The sequence below is a fragment of the Streptomyces sp. NPDC048383 genome (assembly GCF_040651775.1).
In the GTDB taxonomy this organism is placed as follows: Bacteria; Actinomycetota; Actinomycetes; order Streptomycetales; family Streptomycetaceae; genus Streptomyces.
The window spans coordinates 1-18,993 of the sequence record NZ_JBEZKS010000094.1 but is presented as its reverse complement, the minus strand read 5'-3'; the positions used below and the strand labels follow the sequence as shown (position 1 = coordinate 18,993).

At 71.9% G+C, this 18,993-nt stretch carries 16 protein-coding genes and 2 tRNA genes; 13 read left to right on the top strand and 5 right to left on the bottom strand.

Going from position 1 to position 18,993, the window contains the following annotated elements; genetic code table 11:
- The first annotated feature begins 86 nt into the window (after nt 1–86).
- Complete coding sequence (locus AB0D46_RS36630) at nt 87–293, top strand: hypothetical protein (protein WP_362884182.1); 207 nt, start codon at nt 87–89, stop codon at nt 291–293.
- A 109-nt stretch (nt 294–402) separates the two neighbouring features.
- Here AB0D46_RS36630 and AB0D46_RS36625 read toward each other — a convergent pair whose 3' ends face one another.
- Together AB0D46_RS36625 and AB0D46_RS36620 are read right to left on the bottom strand one after the other, a co-directional pair.
- A complete protein-coding gene (locus AB0D46_RS36625) occupies nt 403–1,740 on the bottom strand; it encodes an AarF/ABC1/UbiB kinase family protein (protein ID WP_362884181.1) in 1,338 nt (445 codons plus the stop codon).
- Between the two features lie 73 nt (nt 1,741–1,813).
- Complete coding sequence (locus AB0D46_RS36620) at nt 1,814–3,064, bottom strand: TOMM precursor leader peptide-binding protein (protein WP_362884179.1); 1,251 nt, start codon at nt 3,062–3,064, stop codon at nt 1,814–1,816.
- Between the two features lie 296 nt (nt 3,065–3,360).
- On the opposite strand from AB0D46_RS36620, the gene AB0D46_RS36615 reads away from it, so the two are divergent.
- The 4 genes from AB0D46_RS36615 (at nt 3,361) to AB0D46_RS36600 (ending at nt 7,198) form a co-directional block, all read left to right on the top strand.
- Nucleotides 3,361–3,900, top strand: coding sequence for a M48 family metallopeptidase (locus tag AB0D46_RS36615; protein ID WP_319189193.1), 540 nt, complete (start codon nt 3,361–3,363; stop codon nt 3,898–3,900).
- 144 nt (nt 3,901–4,044) lie between these two features.
- Entirely contained in the window at nt 4,045–5,715 is a 1,671-nt protein-coding gene (locus AB0D46_RS36610; protein WP_362884177.1) for a TerD family protein, read from the top strand.
- Nucleotides 5,716–5,744: 29 nt separating this feature from the next.
- Complete coding sequence (locus AB0D46_RS36605) at nt 5,745–6,425, top strand: AIM24 family protein (protein WP_362884186.1); 681 nt, start codon at nt 5,745–5,747, stop codon at nt 6,423–6,425.
- A gap of 17 nt (nt 6,426–6,442) precedes the next feature.
- Nucleotides 6,443–7,198: an AIM24 family protein gene (locus tag AB0D46_RS36600; RefSeq protein WP_362884175.1), complete on the top strand. Its 756-nt coding sequence runs from the start codon at nt 6,443–6,445 to the stop codon at nt 7,196–7,198.
- Between the two features lie 95 nt (nt 7,199–7,293).
- Here the strand turns inward: AB0D46_RS36600 and AB0D46_RS36595 are convergent, their stop codons facing one another.
- Together AB0D46_RS36595 and AB0D46_RS36590 are read right to left on the bottom strand one after the other, a co-directional pair.
- Nucleotides 7,294–7,824, bottom strand: a complete 531-nt coding sequence (locus AB0D46_RS36595; RefSeq protein WP_362884173.1) for an NUDIX hydrolase — start codon at nt 7,822–7,824, stop codon at nt 7,294–7,296.
- Nucleotides 7,821–9,209 carry a zinc-dependent metalloprotease gene (locus AB0D46_RS36590; RefSeq protein ID WP_362884171.1) on the bottom strand — a complete coding sequence of 463 codons (1,389 nt, stop codon included), beginning with the start codon at nt 9,207–9,209 and terminating at the stop codon, nt 7,821–7,823. The genes AB0D46_RS36595 and AB0D46_RS36590 overlap by 4 nt, the downstream gene beginning before the upstream one ends.
- Before the next feature lie 191 nt (nt 9,210–9,400).
- On the opposite strand from AB0D46_RS36590, the gene AB0D46_RS36585 reads away from it, so the two are divergent.
- The 4 genes from AB0D46_RS36585 (at nt 9,401) to AB0D46_RS36570 (ending at nt 12,725) form a co-directional block, all read left to right on the top strand.
- Complete coding sequence (locus AB0D46_RS36585) at nt 9,401–10,567, top strand: SDR family oxidoreductase (protein WP_362884169.1); 1,167 nt, start codon at nt 9,401–9,403, stop codon at nt 10,565–10,567.
- Nucleotides 10,568–10,702: 135 nt separating this feature from the next.
- On the top strand, nt 10,703–11,164 hold the full coding sequence (locus AB0D46_RS36580) for a molybdenum cofactor biosynthesis protein MoaE (RefSeq protein WP_362884167.1): 462 nt from the start codon (nt 10,703–10,705) through the stop codon (nt 11,162–11,164).
- A 168-nt stretch (nt 11,165–11,332) separates the two neighbouring features.
- Nucleotides 11,333–11,530 carry a hypothetical protein gene (locus AB0D46_RS36575; RefSeq protein ID WP_362884165.1) on the top strand — a complete coding sequence of 66 codons (198 nt, stop codon included), beginning with the start codon at nt 11,333–11,335 and terminating at the stop codon, nt 11,528–11,530.
- A 106-nt stretch (nt 11,531–11,636) separates the two neighbouring features.
- Nucleotides 11,637–12,725, top strand: a complete 1,089-nt coding sequence (locus AB0D46_RS36570) for a PDZ domain-containing protein (protein WP_362884163.1) — start codon at nt 11,637–11,639, stop codon at nt 12,723–12,725.
- 57 nt (nt 12,726–12,782) lie between these two features.
- On the opposite strand, the gene AB0D46_RS36565 is transcribed toward AB0D46_RS36570, so the two are convergent.
- Entirely contained in the window at nt 12,783–13,355 is a 573-nt protein-coding gene (locus AB0D46_RS36565; RefSeq protein WP_362884162.1) for a PPA1309 family protein, read from the bottom strand.
- A 179-nt stretch (nt 13,356–13,534) separates the two neighbouring features.
- On the opposite strand from AB0D46_RS36565, the gene AB0D46_RS36560 reads away from it, so the two are divergent.
- From AB0D46_RS36560 to AB0D46_RS36545, 4 genes are all read left to right on the top strand, one after another.
- Nucleotides 13,535–16,423: a UPF0182 family protein gene (locus AB0D46_RS36560; RefSeq protein WP_362884184.1), complete on the top strand. Its 2,889-nt coding sequence runs from the start codon at nt 13,535–13,537 to the stop codon at nt 16,421–16,423.
- Between the two features lie 51 nt (nt 16,424–16,474).
- Nucleotides 16,475–16,548 (top strand) — tRNA-Met (locus AB0D46_RS36555).
- Nucleotides 16,549–16,773: 225 nt separating this feature from the next.
- The gene (locus AB0D46_RS36550) at nt 16,774–18,630 is read left to right on the top strand and encodes a sel1 repeat family protein (RefSeq protein WP_362884160.1); all 1,857 of its coding nucleotides are present in this window, start codon (nt 16,774–16,776) and stop codon (nt 18,628–18,630) included.
- A gap of 184 nt (nt 18,631–18,814) precedes the next feature.
- Nucleotides 18,815–18,888: transfer RNA gene (locus tag AB0D46_RS36545), tRNA-Met, on the top strand.
- Nucleotides 18,889–18,993: the final 105 nt, after the last annotated feature.

Here is an 18,993-nt window from a genome sequence, read left to right as displayed (position 1 = left end):
GAGCAGGTCCAGGTGGGCGGGGCGCCGTCCGGGGCGGAGGTGCCGCACCGCGCGCCGCTCCCGGCCCGCGGGGATATCGTCTGCGGGTGGACCAGCCGACTCCCCACCCCGCCCCGCCGGGACCCGAGGCCCAGCCCGTCGTCTGCGCGCGCTGCGGCACCTCCGCCCCGGACGGCGCCCCGCCCACCTGGACCTGCTCCGTGGAGAACGGAACCAGGCAGTACTTCTGCGTCGACTGCGCGCGGGCCAACCTCCGCGCCATCGAAGGCCGCCTCGACTCCGCCTGGTGGTGACGCCCGGGCCCGGCGACGGTCCGCCCCGGTGACGACCCTCCACCCGGCGCGCACCGGACCCGCTCGACGCCGACCCACCCCCGGCGTGCCCGCCGTACGCGTGCCCGCCCTACGCGGGCCGGTCCTCCGCTCCGAATCCCGGCAGCCAGGTGGTCAGTTCGTCCCGCAGTCGCACCGTCGCGCCCAGCTGGCACAGCACCCCGATGGTGCTCAGCGTCACCCGGTGGATCAGCAGGTACGACGGCGGCAGGTTGATCTGGCGCCCCAACTGGTGTGCGGGGGAACGGGGGTCGGCGATCCGCGCGGCCTGTCCGCGCAGCCACGTCCGCGTGAAGGTGAACTCCTCGGCCTCGGCGGGCTCGATGATCGGCTTGAGGTAGTCGAGTACGGCCTGGGGGTCGAGGTCGATGGAATCCCGGACGAAGCCCTCGGCCCGTAGGTGTCCGTAGACCCCTTCGGCGTCCCCGTCCAACGTCATCCGCAGGGACCGGCCGATGGGCTTGGGCCAGCCGCCGGGCAGTCGGTCGACGGTGCCGAAGTCCAGCACGCCCAGCCGTGTCCGACCGTCCGCCCCCGTTATCAGGCGGAAGTTGCCCGGATGCGGATCCGCGTGCAGAAGCCCCGTCCGGGCGGGTCCCGAGAAGAGGAACCGGGCCAGCAACTGCCCGGCGCTGTCGCGTTCCTCCTGGGTGCCGTCGGCGATCACCTCCGACAGCGGGGTGCCGTCCATCCACTCGGTCACCAGCACCTCGTCGCCCTGATGCACGACGTCCGGCACGAACACGTCCGGGTCGTCGACGAAGGCGTCCGCGTGCGTGCGCTGCGCCTCGGCCTCCAGCTCGTAGTCCAGTTCCTCCGAGACCCGGTCGCGCATCTCGGTGATCAGCGGCTTGATGTCCATGCCGGGAATCAGCGGTCCGAGCAGTCCCGCGAAGCGGCCCAGTTGCTTGAGGTCAGACAGCAGCGCTTCACCGGCCCCCGGGTACTGCACCTTGACCGCGACCTGCCGGCCGTCGTGCCACACCGCCCGGTGGACCTGTCCGATCGAGGCGGCCGCGGCCGGCTTGTCCTCGAACTCCTCGAACAGCTCGCGCCAATCCTCGCCCAGACGCTCCGCCAGCACCTCGTGCACCCGCGCCACCGGCAGCGGCGGGGCCGCCTCCTGAAGCTTGGTCAGCGCCGCACGGTAGGGCCCGGCGACCTCCTCGGGCAGCGCCGACTCGAACACCGAAAGGGCCTGCCCGAACTTCATGGCGCCCCCCTTCAGTTCGCCGAGGGTGCGGAACAACTGCTCGGCGGTGCGCTGCTGGAGCTCGCGGGCGACGATCTCGGCCGACTTGCCGCCGATCCTCCTGCCCAGGCCCCAGGTGGCGCGGCCGGCGATCCCGAGTGGCAGCGCGGCCAGCTTGACGGTGCGGGTGACGGCCTTCCGGGGAAGATCAGACATGCGCCCCTCCAGTTCCCAGACAGCTGTGCCGCAAGCGGCGGTTCCTTGCGATCCTCGGCACCGACGCATCCTGTCATGGCCGACTCCGGAGGTCCGCGCCCGATCCTGCCCCGACGCTCTGCAGCCCCGCTCGACCGCCACCGCGGACGCCACCGCCCCCACCGGAAGCGCCCGCCCTCCCGGCGCCGCGGCCCGACCCCGGGACGGGCACGGCCCGCACGGCCGGGGGCGGCGCAGGCTCCCCGGTCGCGGCCGCCCCGCAGGGACAGTCCGGGTGGGGCCACACCGCCGAGCGGTCCCAGGCCAGGCCCGGCAGCGCGGCCTCCCAACGGGCCCCCGCCGACGCGGGCACCTCCCCGTCGAGGAAGGACAGGGCGTGCGCCGCGGCCATGCCGGCCACCGCCGTCGACAGGGCCACGTCGCAGGCGGCAGTGGCCCGGCGGCGGTGGGCCGAGCGCCACTGGACGAGCATCCTCGGCCAGGCGGGATCCCGATCGACCCGGTCGCGTTCCATGCATCCGGCGCACCCCGTGGACCCCGGCAGCACCAGCGGCCCCACCAGCCCGGTCCCCTCCAGCACCCCCGCGTACAGGTGCGGGGTGCCGGTGGCCACCCAGTCGGCCGCCTCCTGCGGATCCGGGGCCCAGGACCGCAGCCCGTCCCGGGGAGCGACCACCACCAGCGCCAGCCCCGGCTCCGGCCCGCCCGCCTCGCCGGCCCGCGGACCCCGCCCCGGGGCGGAGTCCCGCACCAGCGCCCCCGCGGCCTCGGCCCTGAGCCGGCCGACGCTCGCGGCACCCATCCCGCCCGGAGCCACATCGGCCGGTACCACCCGACCCCCGTCGAGCACCTCGACCCGGCCCACCCCCGCCCCCGCCAGTACGGCGGCGATCACCGCCCCGACCCGACCGCTCCCGCGCACCTGGACCCGTATCGCCCGGCGCGCCGCGACACCGCGTAAGTCACCGCCCGGCTCCCGCCGCACCAACGACAGCGAGCCCAGATCGGGCCCCAATCGCTCCAGCGTCTCCGGCCGGCGCCGCACGGCCTGGGCCCGAGGCCCGCCCGCGGTGACGTCGTCCAGCAGCCCGGCCCCCGCCAGCCGCCGCACGAGTTCGTCCACCCGGCCCTCCGGCAGCCCCATCCCGACGCCCTCCGACCGCAGCAGCTCCATGCTCCGCGTCCCGTCGATGCGGTCGATGAGCGCACCGGTGGCCGTGTCCACCGGCCCCAACACCACCGCGTGGGCCGGGGTCACCCCGAACTGCACCGTCTGCAGATCGCGCCAGGCCCGCGCCAGAGCGGGCTTCACCTTCGGATACATGACATCCCCTTCACCTGCGCGTCCCCGGATCCCGGCCTGATCCGGGACCCGACCCCCGGTGCCCGGACCCCCGCCGGATCCCCCACGGATCCGTCGGTCCCGTTGCACCGCCTTCCGCCACCATGCCCGCCCGTCGCCTCACGTGCGGGAATTTGTCCACAGGCAAGGGGTATTAGGCATATGAGATGGAGAAAAGGGGTGTTTCCGGTATCCGATCCCGAATCCGCAGCGAATCGATCACGTTTGAACCCCGGACGCGCGGGACTTCCACCACGACGACCGGGTACCTTCGACGCGTGTCAGCCGACCCACCCCAGCGCGCCGTCGAAGTCCGCCGGAGCGCGCGCCGCCGCAGGACCGTTTCCGCCTACCGTGAGGGCGACCGGACGGTCGTCCTGATCCCTGCCCGGATGTCCGAGGCGGAGGAGCGCCGCTGGGTGGGCGTGATGCTGGACAAGCTCGCCGCCCAGGAGAGCAAGCGGACCCTCGGCGACGCGGAACTGACCGAACGCGCCGAGCGTTTGTCCGAGCAGTACTTCGGCGCCCGTGCCCGCCCCCGCTCGGTGCGCTGGGTCACCAACCAGAACACCCGTTGGGGCTCCTGCACCCCCGCCGAGGGCAGCATCCGGCTCTCGCACCGGCTCCAGGGCATGCCCGAGTACGTGGTCGACTACGTGCTGCTGCACGAGCTGGCCCACCTCCTCGTGCCCGGCCACGGCCCCCGTTTCTGGGAGCTGCTGGAGGCGTATCCGAAGACCGAAAGGGCCCGGGGGTACCTCGAAGGAGTGGTCGCGGCCGAGCGCCTCCCGAAGGTTCCGGCCTCCCGCGAGGAATGAGACCGGGCCCCGGAACACGGTTTGTACCGGGTCGGTACCGACTTGGCCGGATGTCGGCGGGAGCCGTTAGCCTGAGCGGCACGCAGGCACCGGCACGCATGCCGCGGCACACATTCACAGTCGGGATGGGGGACGGTCGGACGTATGGCCAGGGAATTCCAACGCGGCCACAAGGCCAAGATCAGTGATCTGACGGCGGGTACCGATCTGTACGTGGGCGTCCAGATCTCCGGGCCCGGGCTCACCTTCGACATCAGTTGCTTCGGCCTCGACGCGAACGAGCAGCTCTCGGACGACCGCTACTTCGTCTTCTTCAACCAGCCGAAGTCGCCGGAGGAGTCCATCCAGCAGCTCGGCCCGCAGGCGGGTGACACGGAATCCTTCCGAGTGACCCTCGACCGGATCCCGGCCTCCATCCACCGGCTCTCCTTCAGCGCCACGCTCGACGGCGCCGGACAGATGTCGCAGATCGGCCCCGGCTACATCCGGATCGTCGCCGGCGGCGAGGAAGTCGTCCGCTACTCGTTCAACGGCTCCGAGTTCAGCACCGAGCGCGCCCTCATGATCGGCGACTTCTACCTCAAGGACGTGTGGCGCTTCGCCGCCGTCGGACAGGGCTTCGACGGCGGGCTCGCCGCGCTGCTGCAGAACTTCGGCGGCGAGGTCGCCGAAGAGGAGCCGCAGCAGGCGCAGCCGCAGCCGTCCGCGACGCCCGGGTTCGCCCCGCCGCCGCAGGCCGCCGCCCCCGCCCCGTCCTTCGGAGCCCCGGCCCAGCAGCCGCCCGCCCAGCAGCCGCCCGCCCCCGCGCCGTCCTTCGGCGGTCCGGCGCAGCAGCCGCAGGCACCCGCCCCGCAGCCCCCGGCGCCGGCCCCGGTGCACAGCGCCCCGACCATGGTCGCCCCGCTGGCCCCGCCCGCCCCCGCGCCCCACGGCCACCCGCCGCAGCCGCCGCAGCAGCCCGGGCCGCCCTCGTACGGGCAGCAGCCGCAGCCCTCGTACGGCGGTCAGGTCCCGCCCCCGGCCCCCGCGCCCTACGGGCAGCAGCCGCCGCAGCCCTCGTACGGCCAGGTCCCCGGCCAGCAGCCGCCCCCGTACGGCGGGCAGCCCGGCTACGGCGGGACGCCCGCCCACGGCCGGGCCCCGCAGGCCGCCGGGGCCGGGCTCGCCGCCGCGCTCCAGCCGTACAAGGAGGCGCCCACGGGCGCCCGCTGGACCCCGCAGAACCAGCAGCTCATGCGGGTCGACCTGTCGATGGGCGGCCAGGGCGTCCTGGCCCGCCAGGGCAGCATGGTCCTCTACCAGGGCAAGGTCGACTTCAGCTACAAGGGCGCGGGCTTCGCGGGCCGCGTCGTCGGCAACGCCACCGGCCAGGAGATGCAGCTGATGCGCTGCACCGGCCGCGGCCAGGTGTTCCTCGCCGAGAACGGCGCCCACCTGCACGCCATCGAGCTCCAGGGCGACGGGATCTGCGTGTCCGCCGAGAGCGTCCTCGCGTTCGACGAGTCCCTCCAGCACGAGGTCCGCCGCATCGAGGGCCACGGCATCCCCGGCGGCGCCCTGTTCACGATGCTCTTCCAGGGCACCGGCACGGTCATCATCAAGACGCACGGCGTCCCCGTCGTCCTGCCGGTCACCCCGACCACGTTCGCGGACAGCAACGCGATCGTCGCGTGGTCCGCCGCCTCCCAGGTGATCATCTCCAGCCAGGTCCGGCTGCGCCGCAACGCCTATCCCGGCCACAGCGGGGAGACCGTGAACCTCCAGTTCCGCGGCGCTCCCGGCAACTTCATCGTCGTCCAGCCGTACGAGGTCTGAGGGAGCCCCACATGAACGCCATGAACGCAATGAACCAGCAACTCGCGGGCTACGCCCCCACCCCCGTCACGGCCCGCATGGAGAACCACGGCCGGGCCATGCTCAAGGTCGCCATGCAGAGCGGCCAGGACCTCTTCGCCCGCACCGGCTCGATGGTCGCGTACGAGGGCTTCGTCCAGTACGAGCCCAACCCGCCCGCCGTCCGCCAGGTGGCCTCGCAGTGGCTGACCGGCGAGGGCGCCCCGATCATGAAGGCGTCCGGGGACGGCCTGCTCTACCTCGCCGACTACGGCGCGGACGTCGTCGTGATCAACCTCAACAACGACGCCCTGTCCGTCAACGGCACCAACCTCCTCGCCTTCGACGCCCACCTCCAGTGGGGCGTCGAGCGGGTCAAGGGCATGGCGAAGTTCGCCGGTCAGGGCCTGTTCAACGTGCAGATCTCCGGCACCGGATGGGTCGCGATCACCTCCCGCGGCACCCCGATCGTGGTCGACTGCGGCCGCGGCGACGACGAGACGTACGTCGACCCGGACGCGCTCGTCGCCTGGTCCCCGAACCTCAAGGTCAAGGGGAAGCGGAGCTTCAAGGCCTCGTCGATGATCGGCCGGGGCAGCGGAGAGGCCTACCAGATGGCCTTCTCCGGCCAGGGCATCGTCGTCGTACAGCCCAGCGAGGACAGCACCGACCGGCTCCGGACCCGGGGCTGAGGGGGAGCGGACACATCATGCAGAGCGCACTTTTCGGCTACGCGGAAGCGCAGTCCCAGGACCGGTACACCGTCCAGAACCCCCAGCTCCTGCGGGTCTCCCTGACCGGCTCCGACGACGTCCTCGCCCGCAAGGGGGCGATGGTCGCCTACCAGGGGATCATCGACTTCGACGGCGAGTACCAGAGCACCAACCAGCGCAACGCCCGCGCCCGCACCGGCGAGGGCCTCGACCTGATGCGCTGCTCCGGGCAGGGCACGGTCTACCTGGCCAACCTGGCCCAGTACGTCCACGTCGTGGACGTCGACCAGGACGGCCTCACCGTCGACAGCAGCTACGTGCTGGCGTTGGACTCGACCCTGCACACCGAGGCCATCGCCGTCGACAGCCAGTACGGCATCTCCGGCTCCGGCAAGTACCAGCTCAACATCAGCGGCCGCGGCAAGGTCGCCCTGATGACCTCCGGGCAGCCCCTGATGATGCAGGTCACCCCGGACAAGTACGTCAACGCCGACGCCGACGCGATCGTCGCCTGGTCCACCTCGCTGCGCGTCCAGATGCAGGCGCAGACGCACTCCACCGGGGTGTGGCGGCGCCGCGGCAACACCGGCGAGGGTTGGGAGCTCAGCTTCCTCGGCACGGGCTTCGCGCTCGTGCAGCCCAGCGAGGTGCTGCCGCCGCAGAACGCGCAGGTCGGACAGGGCGCGGCGGCGCAGTTCGGGATGGGCCAGCACGGCGCCCACGCCCAGAACCAGAACAACGCCTGGAACTAGCCTGGAACCAGCGGGCCGCCGACCGACGAGGCGGCCCGAGCGGGCAACGCGGAAGGGGCGGACCCGCTCGGGTCCGCCCCCTCCGTACGTCCGCCTCAGCCGCCCAGTCGGGCCCGCGTCGCCTCGACCAGCCGCACCACCGAGGTGTCGGCCACCGCCGCGACCTCCTCGTACGGGAACCAGCGCAGGTCCAGCGACTCCTCGCTGATCTCCGCCACCGCGCCGGCCGGAGCCAGCGCCGCGTACTGCACGTCCAGGTGCCAGTTGCACGGCGCCGGGATCGGATGCCGGTCCAGCCGCACCGGACCGCCCGGCAGCAGGGTCAGCCCGGAGGCGATCCCCGACTCCTCGACGGCCTCGCGCAGCGCCGCCTCCGCGAGCGTGGCGTCACCGGGCTCGCAGTGCCCGCCCATCTGCAGCCACATGCCGAGCTTCTTGTGCAGGGTCAGCAGGACCCGCCCCCGCGTCGGGTCCACGACCAGGGCGCTGCCCGTGACGTGCCCGGCGGTGCAGGGCTTGTAGACCCCGTCCGGATGGGCTTCCAGGTGCTCCAGGTACAGGGCGCGGAGCTCGGGCTGGTCCTCGTACCGCTTCAGGACGAGGACCGCGTCTTCGTGCAGGCTCACTTCTCGCCTTCGCCTTCGCCCTCGGGCCGCTCGCGCTTCTCGGCCGCCTCGCCGAGCATCTTGTCGATCTCGGAGAAGTCGAGCTGCTCGCGGTGCACGAATCCGTCCGGGTCGTCCAGGTCGGAGGCCGTCGGCAGCATGTCCGGGTGCTCCCACAGCCCGTCCCGGCCGTCGACGCCCCGCGCGTCGGTGAGCGAGGCCCACAGCCGGGAGGCGTCGCGCAGCCGGCGCGGACGCAGTTCCAGGCCGATCAGCGTCGCGAAGGTCTGCTCCGCCGGACCGCCCGAGGCGCGCCTCCGGCGCATGGTCTCGCGCATGGCGTCCGCCGAGGTCAGCCGGGGCTTGGCCGCTTCGTGCACCACCGCGTCGACCCAGCCCTCGACGAGCGCGAGCGCCGTCTCCAGGCGGGCCAGTGCGGCCTTCTGCTCCGGGGTGTCCTCCGGCTGGAACATGCCGCCCGCCAGCGCCTCCTGGAGTTGCTCCGGGTTCGACGGGTCGAGCTGACCGACCGCGTCCTCCAGCTTCGAGGTGTCGACCGTGATGCCCCGCGCGTAGCCCTCCACCGCACCGAACAGGTGCGAGCGCAGCCACGGCACGTGCGCGAACAGTCGGGCGTGCGCCGCCTCGCGCAGCGCCAGGTACAGCCGCACCTCGTCCGAGGGGACACCGAGGTCCTTGCCGAAGCTCTCGATGTTCAGCGGCAGCAGCGCCGCCCGCCCAGCCGGACCCAGCGGCAGCCCGATGTCGGTCGAGCCGACGACCTCGCCCGCGAGCACGCCCACGGCCTGGCCGATCTGCTGGCCGAACATGGCCCCGCCCATGGAACGCATCATGCCGAGCAGCGGGCCCGCCATGGCCTGCATCTCCTCGGGCAGCACCCCGCCCATCGCGGCGCCGACGCGCTCGGCGACCGGGTCGACGAGTTCCTTCCACACCGGGAGGGTCGCCTCGACCCACTCGGCGCGGCTCCACGCGACGGCCGCGTTGGCGCCCGACGGCAGGGAGGTCACGCCGTCCAGCCACAGGTCGGCGAGGCGCACCGCCTCCTCGACCGCGGACTTCTCCGCGACGCCGACGCTCGCGTCCTTCACGCCGTCCGCCGTGCCCTGCGCGACGGTCTGGCGGGCGATGTTCTTGGCCATGTCCCAGTTCACGGGACCGCCCTCGTAGCTCAGCATCTGGCCGATCTGCTGGAAGGCCGCACCGAGGTCGCCCGGGTTCATGGAACCGAACATCGCGGCGAACGGATTGTCCGCGCCGCCCGGAAGAGCGGAGGGGTCGAACCCGAACGGATTCGCGGGGCCGCCCTGGCCGCCCTTCTTGCCCTCGTCGCCGTTCTCCGGCTCCTCCGGCGGAAGGCCGAATCCGAATGGGTTGTCGCTCACGGGTTTCCTCGGCTCGTAGGGCCGCCGGCGGGAGCCGACGGCGATGGTCCGGCAACACCACCCAGCGTAGACACCTGACCCGCTTACGGGCTCGGTGCTCCGCCGACTCCTGGGCTGCGGCAGGATGGACATCACCTGGTGGGTACGCGTCACGACGTGTCCCTACTGAAGACAACCGCTGGAGACGCCCGGTGAGTTCCCCAGATCCGCAGGCTCGCGCGCCGCACGACGCCGAAAACCACCCCGAGCACGGCGACAACGCCCCCGGCGTTCGCCAGCCGCGAAACCAGGCCGAACCCCGACGACACAGTCCGGTGATCGCGGTGACCGGCGCCGCATCCGGCGTCGGCGCGGCCCTGGTGGCCCGTCTCGCCGCATCCGACGAGGTCAAGCAGGTCGTCGCCATCGACGAGCGGCGCGGGGACTGCGCCGAGGCCCACTGGCACCTCCTCGACGTGCGCGACCCCGCCATCGCCGAGAAACTGCGCGGCGCCGACGTCGTCGTCCACCTCGCGCTGGACCTCGACCTGGAAACCGACCCCGCGACCCGTACGGCGTACAACGTACGCGGCACCCAGACCGTGCTGACGGCCGCCGCCGCCGCCGGCGTGCACCGGGTCGTGCTGTGCACCTCCGCCATGGTCTACGGCGCCCTCCCGGACAACGACATCCCGCTCGCCGAGGACTCCGAGCTGCGCGCCACCGCCGAGGCCACCGGCGTCGGCGACCTCCTGGAGATCGAGCGCCTGGGCCGCAGGGCCCCGCGCGCGCACCCCGGGCTGAACGTGACGGTGGTCCGCCCGGCGGTCCTCGTCGGCGGTACCGACACCGCGCTGACCCGCTACTTCGAGTCCCCGCGCCTGCTCGTCGTCGCGGGATCCCGGCCCACCTGGCAGTTCTGCCACGTCGATGACCTGGTCAGCGCCCTGGAGTACGCGGCCCTGGAGAAGGCCGAGGGCGAGCTGGCCGTCGGCTGCGAGGGCTGGCTGGAGCAGGAGGAGGTGGAGGAGCTGAGCGGAATCCGCCGCATGGAGCTCCCCTCGGCGGTCGCCCTGGGCGCCGCCGCCCGGCTGCACCGGATCGGCCTGACCCCGTCCCCGGCCGGGGACCTCGCGTACACGATGCACCCGTGGGTGGTCAGCGTCAGCGGGCTGCACGCGGCGGGCTGGCGGCCGCGCTGGACCAACGAGGAGGTGCTCGCCGAACTGCTCCAGGAGGTGTCGGGCCGGCACACCGTCGCGGGCCGCCGGCTGGGCCGCAAGGACGCCGCCACGGCAGCCGGAGCCGCCGGAGCGACGGTCGCCCTGCTCGGCGCGGCCGCAGCGGTCCGCCGCGCCCGCAAGCGACGCGGGATCTGACGCCCCCGGCGGAGCCCGCGCCCGCCCGGCGGGCCCGCGCCCGGGCCGTTCCTGTAGGAGGCTCCCAACCGGGCGGGCCCGCGCCGGGCGAATCGGCTATACCGCCGTGTCAACGGCTGAGGCACGATGGATGACATGGCACCGCACTTCGACCACCCAGGTGAGCAGGCCGCTCCGGACCCGATCCGGCTGCTCGACATCCGTGAGACCCCGCTCTCGATCGACGAGGTCTTCAAGGCCGTCGGCGACGATTCGACGGGAGGCACGACCCTGTTCGTCGGGACGGTGCGCAACCACGACGCCGGCGCCGACGTCGACTCCCTCGGCTACTCCTCCCACCCGACGGCGGAGGCCGAGATGCGCCGCGTCGCCGAGCGCGTCGTCGCCAAGTACCCGGTCCGCGCCCTCGCCGCCGTCCACCGCGTGGGGGACCTGTCCGTCGGTGACCTGGCCGTCGTCGTCGCCGTCTCCTGCCCGCACCGCGGCGAGGCCTTCGAGGCCTGCCGGATGCTGATCGACGACCTCAAGCACGAGGTCCCCATCTGGAAGCACCAGACCTTCAGCGACGGCACCGAGGAATGGGTCGGCGCCTGCTGAAAACGGCCGTACGGCCTCCCAAGCCCCCGGACGCGGGGCTTCCCCCGCATGGGGGTAGCCTCACACCCGTTCGGCCGCGCAACACGCCCTCGATTTGCGTAACCCCTTTCCGGGCACGAGCGTTGAAGCCACCAACGACACGTACTTTCGGGGCAGGGAGGCACGTTCATGGCATCACTGGCGTGGTTGCTCATTCCGCTGTTCGCCGCGATCGGCGCCGCGATATGGGGCAGCTGGGCGGCTCGCGACCGCACGCAGGGCGACATATCCGAACTCGCCGGTTACGCGAGATTCCGCGAGGCCATGGGCAAGGCCGATCAGGCCCCTACGAAGGAAAAGGCGCACTCCGGTTCCGACGCCGTCTGAGCGTCCCGGTGCTCCCGCTGAGAATCCGCTGAGAGTTCGGGCGCCCGGCCCCCGTACGGACCGGCCCCAGGGGCCGCCCTCCGAGGCCGTCCCGTACTGTCGATTCATGCCACGCCGCACCGCGACGATGCTCGCCTCCACCCTCATGCTGTTCGTGTTGCTCTGCGTCGGGGTGTTCATCAAGGTCCCGTACTCCGAGATGAGCCCGGGCCCCACGGTGAACACGCTCGGCGACTCGCACGGCGAGCCGGTCCTGAGCATCTCGGGGCACAAGACGTACCCGACCACCGGTCACCTCAACATGACCACGGTCCGCGTCACCGGCGCCGATTACGACATGAACCTGCTGGAAGCGGTGTACGGCTGGGCGGCCGGCGACAACATCGTCGTACCCCACGAGAACCTCTACCCGAACGGCAAGACGGACAAGGAATCGACGCAGGAGAACGCCGAGGAGTTCAGCCAGTCGCAGGAGAGCGCCAAGGTGGCCGCGCTCAAGCAGCTCGGCATCCCGGTCAACGCCCGCGTCATCGTCTCCTCCGTGGTCAAGGGCGGTCCCTCCGAGGGCAAGCTGCATGCCGGAGACGTGATCAAGTCCGTCGACGGCGCCCAGGTCACCGACCCCGCCGACGTGGCCAAGCTGGTCACCAAGCACAAGCCCGGCGAGCCCGTCGAGTTCACCGTCGTGCCCGCGGCGGACGCCGCTGAGGCGGAACGCGCGAACCGCGAGCCCACCACCTCGGCCAAGATCACGATCACCGCGGGCAAGGCGGAGGACGACGGCCACGCGATCGTCGGCATCCGGGCCGGGACCGACCACACCTTCCCGTTCCCGATCGACATCAAGCTCGCCGACGTCGGCGGCCCCAGCGCCGGCCTGATGTTCGCCCTGGGCATCGTCGACAAGCTCAACCCGGAGAACCTGACCGGCGGCAAGTTCGTCGCGGGCACCGGAACCATCGACGACAGCGGCAAGGTGGGGCCGATCGGCGGCATCCAGATGAAGACCATCGGAGCCCGCCAGGCCGGGGCCGCATACTTCCTGACCCCGGCCGAGAACTGCGCGTCCGCCGCCTCCCACGTCCCCGACGGGCTGACCCTGATCAAGGTCTCCACCATCGACGACGCGACGAAGTCCCTGCAGAAGCTCTCCAAGGGCGACACCGCCGGCCTCCCGCGCTGCACCGCTTCCTGAACCGCGGCTCGGCCGTCCGGGCGCGGCGCCCCGGGGCCCGCGCCCGACCCGCCCGTCCTAGTCGAGGAAGGTCGCCGCGAGGGCCTCGGCCAGCCCCGGCACCAGGGTCGCGCCCGTCAGCACCTCGTTGGAGGAGTCCTTCTCCCGCAGCCGCACGGCGGACTCCCGCGAACCGTCGCGCAGCACGCCCACGGTCAGCCGGACCTCCTGCCGGTCCGGGTGTGCGGCGACCCACTTCGCCAGCTGCTTGTCGCTCAAACCCTCCGGTACGGAGGCCTCCGCGGACGGCGGCAGCATCAGCCGCTCCACCGTCAGGGCGCAGCCGACGATCGGGGCGGGCCACGCGATGGTTCCCAGGAACTTGTCCAGCGGCGTCCCGGCCGGTACGGAGTCCTGCTCGATCGGGGTGAGCTGGCTCTTGCCGGTGTCGTCCTGGTCGAGGCCGAGCTGACGGGCCAGACCGGGCTCCTGCTTGCGCAGCCGGGCGGTGTCGACCAGGGCGAACAGCCGGGCCGGCTTGTCCCAGCCGAGGGTGGAGGCGTACTCGTCGATTTCGAGGACGGCACGGGTGAGCGGGGTGGCGGCCATCGGCGTGCCGGGGGAAGGCGAAAGGTTGGACATGGACAACATCCTGCCTCCTTTCCCCCGGTTACCGGGAACTGACTAAAGCCTCCGTAAGTTGCAAGAGTGGGCTCTACCATCGGGGACCCGGCTCAGCTCTTCCCGTACCGGACGCAGTACCCGGACGCAGTACCCATATTCAGTACCCAGACTCAGCGACTTTCGAGGTGCGCACCTTGGCTTTCCAGATGCCGGACCGCGGCGGAGGCCCCTCCGGGCCACGGATGAGAGTCGGCCGCCCCTCCCGGCGTGCCCGGACTCTTCTGACGACCTTGGGCGTCCTGGCCGTCCTGGCCATGGCGTTCATCATGTTCGCCGGATTCTGGACGGACTGGCTCTGGTTCCGCTCCGTCAAGTACTCCACCGTCTTCACCACCACCCTGTGGACCAAGATCGGGCTCTTCGCCGTCTTCGGCCTGCTGATGGCCGGTGCCGTCGGGCTGAACATCTGGCTGGCGCACCGGCTGCGCCCGCCGCTGAGCGCGATGTCGCTGGAACAGCAGAGCCTCGACCGCTACCGGATGAGCATCGCGGCGTACAAGAAGTGGCTGCTCCTGGCCATCGCCGTGATCATCGGACTGATCGCGGGCGCCTCGGCGGCCGGCCAGTGGAAGACCTGGCTGATGTACGTCAACGGGGTGCCCTTCGGGCGCAAGGACCCCCAGTTCAATCTGGACGTGTCCTTCTACACCTTCGACCTGCCCTGGTACCGCTTCCTGCTCGGCTTCGGCTTCGCCGCGGTCGTGCTGTCGGTGATCGCCGCAGTCGTCGTGCACTACCTGTACGGCGGCCTGCGCGTGACCAGCCCGGGCGCCCGCGCCACCGCCGCGGCGACCGGACACCTGTCGGTGCTCCTCGGTCTCTTCGTCACCCTGAAGGCCATCGCGTACTGGCTCGACCGGTACGGCCTCGCGGTGAAGTCCAGCGACTTCAAGGCCGCCGACAACTGGACCGGCCTGCGGTACGTCGACGCGAACGCCTACCTCCCGGCGAAGACCATCCTGGTGGCGATCGCCGCGATCTGCGCGGTCCTCTTCTTCGCCACCCTGTGGCGCCGCACCTGGCAGCTGCCGGTCATCGGCTTCGGCCTGATGGTCCTCTCGGCGATCCTGATCGGCGGGCTCTACCCGGCGATCGTGCAGAAGTTCCAGGTCCAGCCGAACGAGCAGGCCAAGGAATCGCCGTACGTCGAGAAGAACATCAAGGCGACGCGCGACGCCTACGGGATCGCCGGGTCCGAGGTCAAGGACTACCCGGGCACCCCGCAGACGCAGGACCGGACCAAGCTGCGCAGCGCGGCCGACACCACGGCCAGCGTCCGCCTGCTCGACCCGAACATCGTCTCGCCGGCCTTCCAGCAGCTCCAGCAGGTCAAGGGCTACTACGGCTTCCCGTCCACGCTCGCCGTGGACCGCTACAGCGGCCAGGACACGGTGATCGGGCTTCGCGAGCTGAACATCGGCGGCATCCCGAAGAACAACTGGATCAACGACCACTTCAAGTACACCCACGGCTACGGCGTGGTCGCCGCCAAGGGCACCACCGTCGGTGACCAGGGCGCCCCCGACTTCACCCAGTCCGACCTGCCCTCCAAGGGCATGTTCGGCACGGACTTCGAGCAGCGCATCTACTACGGCGAGCAGACGAAGCAGTACTCGATCGTCGGCGGACCGCAGAAGGAGCTCGACTACTCGGACGACAAGGGCGAGAAGGAGACGAGCTACAAGGGCAACTCGGGCGTCAACCTCGACAACCCGCTCAACCGCGCCGCGTACGCCCTGTCCTTCAGCGAGCCGCAGATCCTGTACTCCGGGGCCATCGGCGAAGGCTCGCGGATCCTGTACAACCGCACGCCGAAGGACCGCGTCGAGGCGGTCGCCCCGTGGCTGACCATCGACGGCGCTCCCTACCCGGCCGTCATCGGCAAGCGGGTCGTCTGGATCGTCGACGCGTACACGACCACCAACGGCTACCCGTACGCCTCGCGGACCACGCTGGGCCGGAGCACCGCGGACTCGCTGACCAACAGCCAGCGCGCGGTGGTGGCCCAGGAGAACCAGGTCAACTACATCCGCAACTCGGTGAAGGCCACCGTCGACGCGTACGACGGCACGGTCAACCTGTACCAGTGGGACACCGAGGACCCGGTCCTGAAGACCTGGATGAAGGCGTTCCCGGGCACGGTCAAGACCAAGAGCGAGATCTCCAAGCCGCTCATGGACCACCTGCGCTACCCGCAGGACCTCTTCAAGGTCCAGCGCGAGCTGCTCACCCGGTACCACGTCACCGACCCGCAGACCTTCCTCAGCGGCAGTGAGGCCTGGGCCGTCCCGGACGACCCGACGACCAAGGCCGGCACGGCGGTCCCGCCGTACTACCTGTCGATGAAGATGCCGGACCAGAAGGAGAAGGACCAGGTCTTCTCCCTCACCACGACGTTCACGCCGAACGAGCGGCCCAACCTCAGTGCCTTCATGGCGGTCAACGCCGATCCGGGCACCCCGGACTACGGCAAGATCAGAATCCTGAAGATGCCGACGAGCAAGCCGCCGGACGGTCCCGGACAGGTGCAGAGCAAGTTCCAGTCCGAACCGAAGATCGCCGAGTCGATCCGCCTCCTGCGCGGTGGTGACTCGGAGATCGAGTACGGCAACCTGCTCGCGGTACCCCTGGACGGCGGCATGCTCTACGTGGAGCCGGTCTACGTCCGCAGCTCCGGGCTCAAGTACCCGCTGCTGCGCAAGGTGCTGGTGACCTACGGCGGCCAGACGGCCTTCGAGGACACCCTCGACAAGGCGCTGAACGTGGTCTTCGGCGCCGAGGCACCCACCGTGCCCACGACGCCGACCAACCCGGACCAGCCGCCGGGCGACGGTACGCCGCAACAGCCCGTACCCCAGGACCCGACGGTCAAGGCGGCCCTCTCCGACGCGCAGAAGGCCGTCGAGGAGGCCGACAAGGCCATGAAGGCCGGCGACTGGTCCGCCTACGGCAAGGCCCAGGACGACCTGGAGGCCGCGCTGAAGCGGGCGATCGACGCCGAGGCCAAGGCGCCGGCCCCCAAGCCGACCGGCTAGCGCCACGCGGTCAGGGCTCCGTCCCGCGTCGTGATACTGTGGTTTCACCGACGCGGGGTGGAGCAGCTCGGTAGCTCGCTGGGCTCATAACCCAGAGGTCGCAGGTTCAAATCCTGTCCCCGCTACTGAAGACGAAGGCCCGGATCCAATGGGATCCGGGCCTTCGTCATGCCCGGACCGGCTCGCGGGGAGCCGTGCGGGGTGATTCGCAGAACACGGGGTCACTGGGGCGGGTGAGTTGGGGCCGCAGCGTGTTTGACTTGTCTCTCTGTGGGCATGTCGACAAAACGCTGTAGTGACCTCACTGGCTGCGACATACCAGGTGTACGCGGGTAGCAGGTGATGCGACGATGGGATTTATGGGGGACAGGTCAACTCTGCTGGAGACAGGGCGGTTTGTGAGGGCGGAGACCGAGTCGGTCACGGAAACCGGTGGGGCGGCTCAGGTCGTTGACGCTCACAACGCGCTGACCGACGCGGCGTTCGCGGAAGAAGCGTTCGGAGAGGCCGAGGCAGCCACCGACGCCGAGTTGGAGGCACGCCACCGGGTGGCCGCCGACAAGGGCGACCCCGGAGCCATGAGCGTGCTCGGGGCCCTCCTCCTGCGCCGCGGTGACCTCGCCGGTGCCGAACCCTACCTGCGCGGCGCCACCGGGGAAGGGGACCGCGCCGCCGCGAACAACCTCGGAGTCCTCCTGCACCAGCGCGGCCACCCCGACGAGGCGGCCGGCTGGTGGCGGGTCGCCGCCGTCGCCGGGTCCGCCCCCGCCGCGCACGCCCTCGGCCGCCACTACCGCGAGCGCGGGGACGAGCCCGCCGCCGAGTACTGGATGCGCCAAGCGGCGGAGTCCGGCCACGCCCTGGGCGCCTACGGGCTGGCCGACCTGCTGGAACACCGCGGGGACAAGGGCGTCGAGCGCTGGTTCCGGGCCGCCGCCGAGCAGGGACACCGCGAAGCGGCGTACCGGCTGGCACGGCACCTGCGCAAGGGTGACCCCAAGGAGGCGGAGCAGTGGTACCGGCAGGCCGCCGCGCGCGGCCACCGGCGGGCCGGCCTGCACCTGGGCGCCCTGCTGGAGGCACGCGGCGAGCTGAAGGAGGCCGGTCGCTGGTACCTCAGCTCCGCGAAGCAGGGCGAGGCCCGAGCGGCCTGCGCCCTCGGCTTCCTGCTGCGCGACGCCGGGGACGAGGAGAGCGCGGCGACCTGGTGGCACCGGGCCGCGCAGGACGGCGACGGGAACGCCGCGAACGCGCTCGGCGCGCTGCACGCCGCGCGCGGGGAGACCCAGACCGCGGAGCGGTGGTACCGGGCCGCCATGGACGCGGGTGACCAGAACGGGGCGTACAACCTCGCTCTGCTGTGCGCCGCGCAGGACCGGACCGCGCAGGCCGAACAGTGGTACCGCCGGGCCGCGTACGCCGGACACCGGGAGGCCGCCAACGCCCTCGCGATCCTGCTCCTCCAGGGCGGGGACGCGGCCGGCGCCGAACCCTGGTTCTCCAAGGCCGCCGAGGCCGGCAGCGTGGACGCCGCCTTCAACCTCGGGATCCTCTTCGCCAGTCGGGACGAGGACCGCACGGCGCTGAAGTGGTACGAGCGGGCCGCCGCGGCCGGGCACACCGACGCGGCGCTCCAGGTCGGCATCGCCCTCGTGCGCGACGGCGAGGAGCGGGCCGCCGAACGGCACCTGCGCTGCGCGGCCGGCGGCGGCAGCGCGGAGGCGGCCTTCAGGCTGGCCTCGCTCCTGGAGTCGCTGGCCCCGCCGCCGGAGCCGGTGGCGCTGGGCGAGCCGGCGGGCGGGGCCGCGCGGACCGAGAGCGAGGAATGGTACGAGCGGGCCGCCGAGCAGGGGCACCGCCGGGCCCAGGTGCGCGTCGGGATGCTGGCCGCCGCCCGGGGCGACCTGGCGGTGGCGGCCCGGTGGTACCGGGAGGCGGCGGAGGCCGGCTCGCGCAACGGCGCCTTCAACCTCGGGCTGCTGCTGGCCCGCGAGGGCAGCGAGCCGGAGGCCGCCCTGTGGTGGACCCGCGCGGCGGTCGCCGGCCACGGCCGGGCCGCCCTGCGGCTGGGGCTGCTCGCGGCCCGGCACGGGGACCTCTCGGAGGGGCAGAAGTGGTGCGTGCGGGCCATGGAGCTCGGCCCGGCGGAGGTGTCGGAGCGTGCGGCCCGGCTGCGGGACGCGCTGGCCGAGGAACTCTCCGCCTGACCGGAGGCCCGCACCGGCCGGGCGATCGGGTCGGGCGATCGAGCTGGGCGATCGGGTCGGGCGATCGGGCTGGGTGATCCGGTGCCCGAGGGGCGCCCGTCCGGGCCCCGCGCGCCCCGTTCGGGGGCACCCGTTAACCGATTTGCATCTGCCGTCGGCCTCCCCGTACAGTGAGGTTTACCGACGCGGGGTGGAGCAGCTCGGTAGCTCGCTGGGCTCATAACCCAGAGGTCGCAGGTTCAAATCCTGTCCCCGCTACTGAAGGCTCAAGGCCCGGATCCCATGGATCCGGGCCTTGAGTCGTTTCCGGATGCAAGTCCGGACGTGCGGAGCAAAAGAAGCGGCGCCGGTCGGGACGCGTAC

Bases quoted from the DNA above. Each gene is read 5' to 3' on its own strand.
- AB0D46_RS36565 (WP_362884162.1), bottom strand. From the start codon at position 13,355: ATGTTGTCCATGTCCAACCTTTCGCCTTCCCCCGGCACGCCGATGGCC.
- AB0D46_RS36610 (WP_362884177.1), top strand. From the start codon at position 4,045: ATGGCCAGGGAATTCCAACGCGGCCACAAGGCCAAGATCAGTGATCTG.
- AB0D46_RS36580 (WP_362884167.1), top strand. From the start codon at position 10,703: ATGGCACCGCACTTCGACCACCCAGGTGAGCAGGCCGCTCCGGACCCG.
- AB0D46_RS36625 (WP_362884181.1), bottom strand. From the start codon at position 1,740: ATGTCTGATCTTCCCCGGAAGGCCGTCACCCGCACCGTCAAGCTGGCC.
- AB0D46_RS36575 (WP_362884165.1), top strand. From the start codon at position 11,333: ATGGCATCACTGGCGTGGTTGCTCATTCCGCTGTTCGCCGCGATCGGC.
- AB0D46_RS36570 (WP_362884163.1), top strand. From the start codon at position 11,637: ATGCCACGCCGCACCGCGACGATGCTCGCCTCCACCCTCATGCTGTTC.
- AB0D46_RS36550 (WP_362884160.1), top strand. From the start codon at position 16,774: ATGGGATTTATGGGGGACAGGTCAACTCTGCTGGAGACAGGGCGGTTT.
- AB0D46_RS36605 (WP_362884186.1), top strand. From the start codon at position 5,745: ATGAACCAGCAACTCGCGGGCTACGCCCCCACCCCCGTCACGGCCCGC.
- AB0D46_RS36560 (WP_362884184.1), top strand. From the start codon at position 13,535: ATGCCGGACCGCGGCGGAGGCCCCTCCGGGCCACGGATGAGAGTCGGC.
- AB0D46_RS36620 (WP_362884179.1), bottom strand. From the start codon at position 3,064: ATGTATCCGAAGGTGAAGCCCGCTCTGGCGCGGGCCTGGCGCGATCTG.
- AB0D46_RS36600 (WP_362884175.1), top strand. From the start codon at position 6,443: ATGCAGAGCGCACTTTTCGGCTACGCGGAAGCGCAGTCCCAGGACCGG.